This is a genomic window from Bartonella sp. AD328YNZD, from assembly GCF_042196425.1.
In genome coordinates, this window is sequence record NZ_JBHIQG010000064.1 from 1 (window position 1) to 10,246 (window position 10,246).

Consider the following 10,246-nt stretch of genomic DNA (forward strand, 5'->3'; position numbering starts at 1 on the left):
TTTTACACCGCAAGAATTTCTAGAAGAAAAAACATAATCAAATATTTTTCATAAAAAATGATGATTGCAACAAAAGCTTATTTTATTCACGTCATAAAAGTTTAAGCACAGCTATTATGAAACTCTAGAATATTTCTTTTCTTAGCTTTTTTCGATGTATGCTAATGATCTTTCTTTGACAATCAGTATTTACATCATACAGGACCTTCAATATACTAATAAATTGGTTTATAATGATAATTTATCGTTTTGCATGTTGAATTAGAGCTCTGAATATTGTAGAGTTCTCTCATTGCAAACTTTTTTATGTTGCATCAATTAGAATCGCTTGCTTGCACATTACACGTAGGGTTGGCGTGGGGGTAAAAGCACGAAAAAAGGCGTAAAATGCCTCTTATGAATCGTTTCAAGTGCCAAGGCTGTGTCGTAATATCCAAGATGTGGCAAAGTGTGTTATGATAATGACTTACAACTTTTATATTAAGATATTAAGCGTAAAGATGGTGGTGCTCTATAAAATGGCATGCATAGCATGGTGAAACCGGATGTTCTTACTTACAAGTCTGCATTATTATATTTTTCAACTTAAAATATTGCCAATTATTTTCATGTTTAAACGATTCATAAAAGGTACTTTTAGCCTTTTCTTAAACATTTTTTTAGTTCAACATAGAGAAATTTGAGAAAATCTCATAGTATTCGGTGTTTTCATTTACTAGAAAAAAATGGTAAATTTTATTAAAATCAATATCTTGTAATGATTAAAAGCATCTTTTTTCGAGTGTTTTCCACAGGTTGAACAGTAGAAAAATAATTAAAATACGTTATAAAAATTTCACGACATACACACTTAAAAAAAGACGCATTCATGCAAAACATAGAAAGAAAAAATACCTAAATTAAAAAAGATAAGTATGAAATTGTTAATCTAGAATGCACCAGTAGCAATAGATGAATCACAATGCAAAACGCATTAATCTGTGCTGGATACAGACTAACTCTATCCGAAAAAAGAATTATGATGATAGCTATTTCTAAACCTAATAATACTAAATGCGCACTGCCTATGAAGCATTTCAAAGTGCCTCTAAAAAATTATATCAACGATCTATTGCGTTTTATGAACCCGCTTACATTCGCAAAGGTAAATCTATCTCTTCAACAGAAGTTAAAATGAGGTGGGGTAGGCAAGAACACTATCAAAAAGATGAAGGATGGGTTGAACTTTATTGGTGGCTAAAATTAATACCGTATTTAACGAATATCAAAAAGCAATTTATTAGCCTATCAACTTAAACAGGTCTCAGCGCTCCATTCTATCTATTCATGGCGTTTATTAGAATTATTAACGCGCTTCAAAGATTCAGGTACTGCAAGTATACAATTGATGATTTTTGTATTTTAATGGATTGCACAGAAAAATAATGCCAAAACTTTAATAACATTAAACGTCGTATTATTGAATCAGCCATTACAGAACTAAACAAAAAGATGGATGGAAAATTGACTGGAAGTCCATCAAAACTGGGAGGAAAGTTACAGCAGTTGAGTTTAAATTTAAAAAAGATCCGCAAGGGAAATTATTATAATAAACAGAAACAAATATATCCAAAATCATAATATTTTGAGAAGTTTCTTATAGCTACTAAAATCGAGCAAATATCGTTTTTTCGATATGTATTTTGTATCTTAAAATTACGTTTTAAAATAAAACATATAATTGCACCTTCAAAAATCTTTCAAAGAAAGACATTTTCAGGAGTGTATAAATAAAATGTGCTTTTTTAGTTTGTGATGTTTTTTTAAAATGATCTTTATAAATTAAAATTGTCTTTTAGGCTAAAAAAAGCTTTGTGAGAGCCTTTCAGTTTTAAAACGTGAATTTTTATTTCATTGAATGCATTGTAGGGTTAAATTTAGCGTCAACAGAGATTTTTTTATTTGATTATGATTTGGGAACCGCATGAGAAGGACAAAACAATCTGTTTTATTTTGGATCAAGGATGCCATTAGGTGCCTTCGTAGATGATTCCTTTATCCTAAAAATCTAGGATTGTTAGCTCCTTCGATAAATGCGGATTTGAGCTCATGGTTTTTGTGAATGTACAGAGATTTTGAGAGATGTTAGTCTCTCACTTTATTGATGTATGTACGAACGAAGTGAGTTCTATATCAAAATTTGACTTACGTTTTATTCTCTCAGATATGCTGAATATTTATGCGAATAAATTTAATGATGCTAGTTGCGTAACGCTACATTACACATCTTATCGCTGCCGTCGATTTTTTTAAAAATAAAACCTTTCCAAAAAGCTTCTTTAATTGACAATTAAGTCATTTTTTTGAAAAATTTGGAAAAATATTATACATTTTAAACATACTTTGAAATTAGATGTTGTTAAATTACTTTCTTCTATTGATGCTTTTATTCTAGTAGAATTTTTCTTTTCAAAAAGGAACGGTTTTTCAGTTAAAAGATCTATAAGTCTTTAACATAATTTTCGTTTTTCTTGTTTTTTATTTAAAATCAATATGTCGATATTTTATTCATCTTCTGTCTTATCGCTTGTTCAATTTTTGGTAGAATTTTTTTTTGATAAATTTGCCATGTTAAGGGACCAACATGTTTGGCAATAATAATACTCTCTTTATTCAAGAGAAAGGTTTCTGGTGGTCCATACACCCCCCAGTCAATAGCTGTATATCCTGAATCATCAAAGCCAATAAATTTAAAAGGATTACCAAAACTGTTTAAAAAGCGCAGGGCATTTGCTTTGTTATCTTTATAATTAATGCCAATTAGATCAAAACGTTTATCTTGTGCAATTTTCATAAGAAGAGGATGCTCTTCGCGACAGGGTAAACACCAAGAACCCCAAAAATTGACCAATGTGACACGTCCTTTAAACTGTTTTGAATTGAGATAACTTGCTTGATCAAGGAGAGGAAGATAGATATTGGGGGCAGGCTTTTTAGCCAATGCGTTTGGGAGAAGAGCTGGATCTTGAGGGTATTTTTTATCCATAAAATTGAAAAAAAACACCATGAGCAGAAGAAAAAGCACAAATGGTCCAAAAAGAACAAACAAAACAGGCAAAGATATATTTTTTTTAAGTTTTGGAAGGATGTTTTTCATTATACTTTTCTTTTTGTGACAGCTCTTTGTTGTTTAGCTGTTGGAGAATTTTTTTTTGGTAGAGGGCTTTGCAAAGAATATATCCAATAAGACAGAAGAGGGATATTGCAGAAAGCACATAGCTTAAAACAACAATTTGCTCGTGTTTAAGGGTTCCAAGGAAAAAATCAATTTTCTGAGATAGATTTCCTAAAAGTCCGCTTTGGATGCCATTTAGATGGAGCATGATGAAGAGTCCTGTTGTTGTGCACGACGGGATTTTTTCATCTGAAGTATTTGGATATAACGATGATTGATTTCATTTCGCATAGCCATCAAATAGAGCGTAATAAACATAAAGATGAAACAAAAGAGCATTGTTATAAGGGGCCATAACATAGCATTGTCGATTGTTGGTCCTCCAGCGCGTAACAATGATGCGGGTTGATGCAATGTATTCCACCAATTAACAGAAAATTTAATAATAGGGATATTAACAAATCCAACAAGTGTAAGAATTGCAGTAGCACGCGCGGCTTTTATTTGATTGCCGAAAGCTTGTCCAAGCAGGATAATAGCAAGATAGATAAAAAGTAGAATTAAAACTGATGTTAACCGAGCATCCCAGACCCACCATGTTCCCCATGTAGGTCTCCCCCAAAGTGCTCCTGTCATGAGAGCCAAGGTGGTAAAAATTGCTCCAATGGGCGCCCCGCATTTGAGTGCCACATCAGCAAGATGATATTTCCAAATCAAATTTCCTAATGCCGCGGCACTCATCGTTATGTAACAGAATGTAGACAACCACGCAAAGGGTACATGAAGGTACATAATTTTAACAGTAATTCCCTGTTGATAGTCGTCAGGGGAATGCATCACAAGAATCAACCCAAAGATAAGAAAACACAATGTTATGCTGGCTAACAAAGGCAAAATCATTTTGCTTATTTTCATGAAACGGGTAAAACTTATAGGGAGTGACCTCGTTTTATATGTGCGCATTATTTCATTCATAAAATTCATAATAGGCATAGTTTTGCTATGCGGCAATCATCTTTTATTATTCTGATAACAGCTTAAGTGTTATAGCGGCCACAAAAGAGCTAAAAAGACTCAAAAAAAGTGAAAAAGCGCCAAGAAGAGCTAGGGATGTAAGAAAAGAGGCATTTGGGTTTGTTGGAGCTGTAGCAGCTGAAACACCAAAAATCATAATTGGAATAATCCATGGCAAGATAATGATGAAAATAAGAAGGGTACTTTGCAACAATGAGGTTGCCAGTGCTGCTCCTATAGCGCCAATAAAAATAATGGCTGGTGTTCCGCATAAAAGGGTAAGTATTGTTGTAAAAATTAGCGTGACATCTAAATGGAGCATGATGGCTAAAATAGGCGTAGCAAAAATGAGCGGAAGCATTGTTCCTACCCAATGGGCAAGGCATTTAGTAAAAACAATTAGTGTAAAACTTTGTCTTTGTCCTGAAAGGATAAATTGGTCGAGATTGCCATCATCACGATCAATTTGGAACAGTTTGTTCAGATTAAGGAGTCCTGCGAGAAGGGCTCCAAACCACAATATACCTGGTCCTATTTGTGCAAGAGTTTTGGGATCTGGTCCAATGGCAAAGGGGGTTATGACAACAACAGCGATGAAAAATAATAGTCCTGTTAGTGAAGAGGCTTGTGGCGCTAATAATAGTTTAAGATCACGCCAGAATAATGCTTTCATTTTATTTTTTCCTAGAGAGGTAAAAATTTTTCCAGAGCGATTTTATGGTTTTCTGGAATACCTAGGGAATTATGAGTCGCTGCAATAATCATACCACCTTGATTGAGATGACGTTGGAAAATACGGGCAAGGAGTTTTTGAGCATGATTATCGAGACCAGATATTGGTTCATCCAAAATCCAAATAGGACGATAGGAAAGTAAAAGGCGGGCAATAGCGACACGTCTTTGTTGTCCAGTTGACAGAGTGTTAAAGGGTAAATGTTCAAGATCAGAAAGACCAATATCGGCAAGGGCTTCATGCACAAAGCGTAAATGTTGACCATAAAATTCTGCCCAAAATTGCAAATTATCAATGACAGATAAAAGAGGTTTCATAGCGTTTTGAGGACCAAGGTAATGACAGGCAGTTGCAACAGGGTATGTTTGATTATGGTCTTTAAGGATTATATGGCCTTCAGCAGCTTCAAGAAGACCAACAATGATTCTGAGTAATGTTGATTTTCCGATACCATTTGGTCCACTGATTGTCATAAGTTGCTGTGGAAATAAACAAAAAGAAAGACCTTTAAACAGAATTTCCTCGTTTCTGTAAGCAGCTAAGTTTTTTCCTGATAATACCATGTGATTGCCTATTTTGCTTTTATTTTCATATTTTTATTGCATTATAGAATAAAAAACACGTTTTTTATGCAATTGTACCTAGAATAGTTCTAGAAATAGTTCTATAAGGAATGCCTTACATCAATATCTGGTGTAGAATGGTTTTCAGCGCTGATTTCCGCATTTGCCTATGAGAATGTGGAGGGGGAAATGGATAGCGGAGGTATTGCGTCTGCGCTCAAGCTGCGACCTTGACTCGTAGTTTGTGTTGTTCATTCCTAGAAATTGGGTGGTTTTTAGTATGAGGGTGGACAGTCATGACTCAAATTGATAGCTTTAATTGTCGCAGAACGTTAAATGTTGGTGGCAAAGAATATACTTATTATAGCTTAATCGAAGCAGAGAAGAATGGACTTGAAGGTATTTCTCGGTTGCCGTTTTCGATGAAAGTTATTCTCGAAAATTTATTGCGATTTGAAGATGGTCGAACGGTTAAAAAAGAGGATATCCTCAATGTTGCTAAGTGGTTAAGCGACAAAGGGAGTGCTGGGGCAGAAATTGCTTACCGTCCTGCACGTGTCCTTATGCAGGATTTTACAGGTGTTCCCGCGGTTGTTGATCTTTCTGCAATGCGTGATGCTATGGTCAAACTTGGCGGTAACGCTGAAAAAATCAATCCTCTCATCCCTGTTGATCTCGTCATAGATCACTCAGTTATTGTTGATGATTTTGGCAATCCCATGGCCTTTAAGGAAAATGTTGAGCATGAATATGATCGCAATGGTGAGCGCTATCGTTTCCTTAAATGGGGGCAACAAGCCTTTCAAAATTTTCGCGTTGTTCCTCCAGGAACAGGGATTTGTCATCAGGTTAATCTAGAATATTTAGCGCAATGCGTGTGGATGAAGAAGGAAGAGGGGTGTGAGACAGTTTATCCTGACACCTGTGTGGGAACCGATTCGCATACGACTATGGTGAATGGTTTGGGTGTTTTAGGTTGGGGTGTTGGTGGTATTGAAGCAGAAGCGGCAATGTTAGGCCAACCTGTTTCTATGTTGTTACCTGAAGTGATTGGTTTTCGTCTAACAGGGAAACTTAAAGAAGGTGTAACCGCCACCGATCTCGTGTTGACGGTGACCCAAGTGTTACGCCAAAAGGGTGTTGTTGGTAAATTTGTTGAGTTTTTTGGTCCTGGTTTAGAGCATATGACGCTTGCTGATCGGGCTACGATTGGAAATATGGCACCTGAATATGGAGCAACGTGTGGTTTTTTTCCAATTGATAAGGAGACAGTGCGTTATCTCAATATGACAGGGCGTGATGAAAATCGGATTGCCTTAGTGGAGGCTTATTCCAAAGCACAAGGGATGTGGCATGACGAAATGGGGGCTAATCCTATTTTTAGTGACACAATTGAATTAGATATGGAAACCGTTGTTCCTTCTATGGCTGGTCCTAAACGCCCTGAAGGACGCATTGCATTGGAAAGTGTTGGGCAGGGTTTTGAGAAAGCATTAGTCGAAGACTATAAAAAAACGTTTGGGCAAGATGAGTGCTATCAGGTCGAAGGTGAAGAATATACGCTGAGTCATGGTGATGTGGTGATTGCTGCAATTACTTCTTGTACGAATACATCAAATCCAAGTGTTCTCATTGCAGCAGGTCTTTTGGCACGAAATGCTGTAGCAAAAGGTCTCAAGAGTAAACCATGGGTAAAAACTTCTCTTGCACCTGGGTCACAAGTCGTTGAAGCTTACCTTCAAAATTCAGGTCTACAAAAAGATTTAGATGCGTTAGGATTTAACTTAGTAGGGTTTGGGTGCACGACATGTATTGGGAATTCTGGTCCTTTGCATCCAGCTATTTCCAAAACGATTAATGACAATGGTGTCATTGCAGCTGCAGTTCTTTCAGGAAATCGTAATTTTGAAGGGCGTGTTTCCCCTGATGTGCAAGCCAATTATTTAGCTTCACCACCGTTAGTTGTTGCACATGCGCTCATTGGGACGGTGTGTAAAGATTTAACCAAGGAGCCTCTTGGTGAAGATTCAGATGGTCAACCGATTTACTTGAGAGATATTTGGCCAACTTCTCAAGAAATACAGGAATTTATCGAAGAAAATGTGACGCGTAAGGTTTTTGCTGAAAAATATGCAGATGTCTTTAAGGGAGATGAAAATTGGCAAAAAGTTCAGATCCCTACGGGTTCTACCTATTCTTGGGATGAACAATCTACCTATGTACGCAATCCACCTTATTTTGATGATATGCAGAAAACTCCTAATGCCTTACCAGATATTAAGGATGCACGGATTTTAGGTTTATTTGGTGATAAAATCACGACAGATCATATTTCTCCTGCAGGTTCCATTAAGGCAGCTTCTCCTGCAGGAAAGTATTTAATGGATCATGGTGTTAAAGTAGGGGATTTTAATCAGTATGGAACACGTCGTGGGAATCATGAAGTTATGGTTCGTGGGACTTTTGCCAATATTCGCATTCGTAATTTCATGCTAGGAGAAAATGGTCAAGAAGGAGGGTATACGGTTCATTATCCGTCAGCAGTAGAACAAACCATTTACGATGCAGCAATGGTGTATAAACAAGAAGGTGTTCCGCTTGTCGTTTTGGCCGGTATTGAATATGGGAATGGATCATCACGTGATTGGGCAGCCAAAGGTACCAATCTTCTTGGTATAAAAGCAGTGATTGTGCAGTCTTTTGAAAGGATTCATCGCTCTAATCTTGTTGGTATGGGCATTGTCCCTTTTGTCTTTGAGGAGGGGCTAAGTTGGAAATCTTTAGGCTTAAAGGGAGATGAAAAGGTGACAATTGAAGGGATTCATAACTTGAAACCTCGTCAAAAGACATTAGCGACAATTACTTTTTCTGATGGTACGGTAAAAACTGTTCCATTGTTATGCCGCGTTGATACTGAAGATGAGCTGGATTATTTACATCATGGTGGAATTTTGCAATATGTCTTGCGTAAGCTAGCCGTTTAAATACCTTTGTTTGTTGAGGAGTGTCTTTAAACTATAGAACTATAAAGTTGCAGATAAAAGATTTTGGCTTCGTTTTTTATCTCTATCTTTGAAAATTTAATTGACGTTGGCTTTGAGATTGCGCTATAAGCCATACAGTTATAAGCAACTTTATAGTTTTGCTTTTGTTAGTAGAGTTGTTATTGAGACTCATTTTACCGAGGTATTGAAAGAGAGATTATATTTATGGCGAATACACCTTCTGCTCAAAAAGCGGTGCGCAAGGTTGCAGCACGCACACAGGTTAATAGGGCCCGCCGTTCACGCGTTCGTACTTTTATGCGTAAGTTTGATGATGCTTTAGCTGGTGGCGATAAGGCGTGTGCAGAAATTGCATTTAAGAATTTTGAGCCTGAGATTATGCGTGCGGTTTCTAAGGGGGTTTTTCATAAAAATGCTGCTGCACGGAAAGTATCGCGTTTAGCTAAACGTTTGAAGGCTTTCAGCGTTTAAGCTTTTTCTTTTTTATTGGGAAACAAGCCAGTATCCGTAAGGACACTGGCTTTTTGTTTTTTGTTTCAAAAAGCTTCCATTGAAAATAAGAATCGGCAACGATTCTCTTCTTTAAAAAGGAGAGAAAGTTTATAGAGGGAGTAAGGTTATCCACAAGCTTTGTGGATTTTTACAGAGTCTTTTTTGTCAAGCATTTTATTTTTTTTTTTTTTAATCTGAAGAGATTCTTTAATTGTTAAGAAATTCGGAAAAAAAATGAGTTGAATCAATTATTTTTCTCATTCCTCATTGATATAAGCATTTTAAAAGCGTTTTTTGGGGGCTTTTGATTGTATTTTGACCTCTTGCATTTTACCTCTGCTGTTTTGTATGGTTCCTATGAGGACTAAAAAGCATGAAGGGGTCATATCAGCGCATTATCCTGTATTTTGTTGGATACAAGATGCTTTGGTTTAGGCTTTTCGAAGATTTTGTGTTGGATAGGTTTTCTGATGGTTTTTTAGTTTTCATGATTGGTATGTTTACCATTTTAGAAGGGTGGATCATATCGGTTGAGTGCAAGTAAATCTTATTGGTCATCTTTGTTAATGGGGTTGTAATGAGGCTACCCTAGGGGAGGATGAGGAATCTTATTGGGGGTAGGGCGTTTTGCCTTCGCTAGGTTTATTTTAGCTGTTTGGCAGGACAGAATTTTGTTTTTATCAGGATGAAAGATGGTGGATAAATTGAACTCTAAAGCTAGTTCCTTTAAAAGGGTTTCGGTGAACATTCTGCCGGCAGAGAATATAATAAAGAATAGGATAATGGGTGGTGAGGGGACTGTTTGTAAAAATGCTTCTATAGATCCCTCTCTTGTTTCAGAGGAGGAAGGTGCGGCGGCTTTTGTCCGTGTTATGGCACAATTAAAGGTGCAGGTTGGTGTTGAGGCTTATACCAGTTGGTTTGGTCGTGTAAAGCTTGCTGAATATAGTCATACTCTTGTAAAGCTTTCTGTTCCTACAGCTTTTTTGCGTTCATGGATTAATAATCACTATGGTTCTCTTTTGACTCATTTATGGAAGCAAGAGAATTCGGCGATTCTTCGTGTTGAAGTCATTGTTCGCGGTATGGAACGTGTTTCAAGAGAAGTCATTTGTAAAACAAGTGCACCTTCTGTTGTGTTGCAGGAGCAGGCGGCTTCATCTTTTGTTGAGAGTTGTGCAGAGCATTCAGTCAAGAGTTCTCAGACTGGGGTTTTTGGATCTCCACTTGATTCTCGCTATACTTTTGAAAGTTTTGTTGAGGGGGCTTCTAATCGTGTTGCTTT

General features: G+C 36.7%; 8 protein-coding genes and 2 pseudogenes. 5 read left to right on the forward strand and 5 right to left on the reverse strand.

Annotation, left to right across the window (positions count from 1 at the left end; genetic code table 11):
• Nucleotides 1–961: 961 nt before the first annotated feature.
• Nucleotides 962–1,296: pseudogene (locus tag ACFIO3_RS04780) on the forward strand (replication initiation protein).
• Nucleotides 1,297–1,440: 144 nt separating this feature from the next.
• Nucleotides 1,441–1,589: pseudogene (locus ACFIO3_RS04785) on the forward strand (hypothetical protein); the annotation flags it as partial.
• A gap of 938 nt (nucleotides 1,590–2,527) precedes the next feature.
• On the opposite strand, the gene ACFIO3_RS04790 reads toward ACFIO3_RS04785, so the two are convergent.
• The 5 genes from ACFIO3_RS04790 to ccmA are packed head-to-tail and all read right to left on the reverse strand — an operon-like array spanning nucleotide 2,528 to nucleotide 5,464.
• Nucleotides 2,528–3,136 (reverse strand): DsbE family thiol:disulfide interchange protein, encoded by a 609-nt coding sequence (locus tag ACFIO3_RS04790; RefSeq protein ID WP_375607860.1) that lies wholly within the window; start codon nucleotides 3,134–3,136, stop codon nucleotides 2,528–2,530.
• Complete coding sequence (locus tag ACFIO3_RS04795) at nucleotides 3,111–3,362, reverse strand: hypothetical protein (RefSeq protein ID WP_375607859.1); 252 nt, start codon at nucleotides 3,360–3,362, stop codon at nucleotides 3,111–3,113. The genes ACFIO3_RS04790 and ACFIO3_RS04795 overlap by 26 nt, the downstream gene beginning before the upstream one ends.
• Entirely contained in the window at nucleotides 3,350–4,129 is a 780-nt protein-coding gene (locus ACFIO3_RS04800; RefSeq protein ID WP_375607980.1) for a heme ABC transporter permease, read from the reverse strand. The genes ACFIO3_RS04795 and ACFIO3_RS04800 overlap by 13 nt, the downstream gene beginning before the upstream one ends.
• 46 nt (nucleotides 4,130–4,175) lie before the next feature.
• Nucleotides 4,176–4,841: a heme exporter protein CcmB gene (gene ccmB / locus ACFIO3_RS04805; protein WP_375607858.1), complete on the reverse strand. Its 666-nt coding sequence runs from the start codon at nucleotides 4,839–4,841 to the stop codon at nucleotides 4,176–4,178.
• A gap of 11 nt (nucleotides 4,842–4,852) precedes the next feature.
• The gene (ccmA, locus tag ACFIO3_RS04810) at nucleotides 4,853–5,464 is read right to left on the reverse strand and encodes a heme ABC exporter ATP-binding protein CcmA (protein ID WP_375607857.1); all 612 of its coding nucleotides are present in this window, start codon (nucleotides 5,462–5,464) and stop codon (nucleotides 4,853–4,855) included.
• Nucleotides 5,465–5,760: 296 nt separating this feature from the next.
• Here ccmA and acnA point away from each other — a divergent pair, with 296 nt between their 5' ends.
• The 3 genes from acnA to ACFIO3_RS04825 all read left to right on the forward strand — a co-directional run.
• The gene (gene acnA / locus ACFIO3_RS04815; RefSeq protein WP_375607856.1) at nucleotides 5,761–8,448 is read left to right on the forward strand and encodes an aconitate hydratase AcnA; all 2,688 of its coding nucleotides are present in this window, start codon (nucleotides 5,761–5,763) and stop codon (nucleotides 8,446–8,448) included.
• Between the two features lie 225 nt (nucleotides 8,449–8,673).
• Nucleotides 8,674–8,940: a 30S ribosomal protein S20 gene (rpsT, locus tag ACFIO3_RS04820; RefSeq protein WP_375607855.1), complete on the forward strand. Its 267-nt coding sequence runs from the start codon at nucleotides 8,674–8,676 to the stop codon at nucleotides 8,938–8,940.
• A 713-nt stretch (nucleotides 8,941–9,653) separates the two neighbouring features.
• Nucleotides 9,654–10,246, forward strand: a 593-nt coding sequence (locus tag ACFIO3_RS04825) for a DnaA N-terminal domain-containing protein (protein ID WP_375704145.1), incomplete at its 3' end; no start/stop codon positions are given.

Coding starts and splice junctions, on each gene's coding strand:
- acnA (WP_375607856.1), top strand. CDS start 5,761: ATGACTCAAATTGATAGCTTTAATTGTCGCAGAACGTTAAATGTTGGT.
- ACFIO3_RS04795 (WP_375607859.1), bottom strand. CDS start 3,362: ATGCTCCATCTAAATGGCATCCAAAGCGGACTTTTAGGAAATCTATCT.
- ACFIO3_RS04800 (WP_375607980.1), bottom strand. CDS start 4,129: ATGAATGAAATAATGCGCACATATAAAACGAGGTCACTCCCTATAAGT.
- rpsT (WP_375607855.1), top strand. CDS start 8,674: ATGGCGAATACACCTTCTGCTCAAAAAGCGGTGCGCAAGGTTGCAGCA.
- ACFIO3_RS04790 (WP_375607860.1), bottom strand. CDS start 3,136: ATGAAAAACATCCTTCCAAAACTTAAAAAAAATATATCTTTGCCTGTT.
- ccmA (WP_375607857.1), bottom strand. CDS start 5,464: ATGGTATTATCAGGAAAAAACTTAGCTGCTTACAGAAACGAGGAAATT.
- ccmB (WP_375607858.1), bottom strand. CDS start 4,841: ATGAAAGCATTATTCTGGCGTGATCTTAAACTATTATTAGCGCCACAA.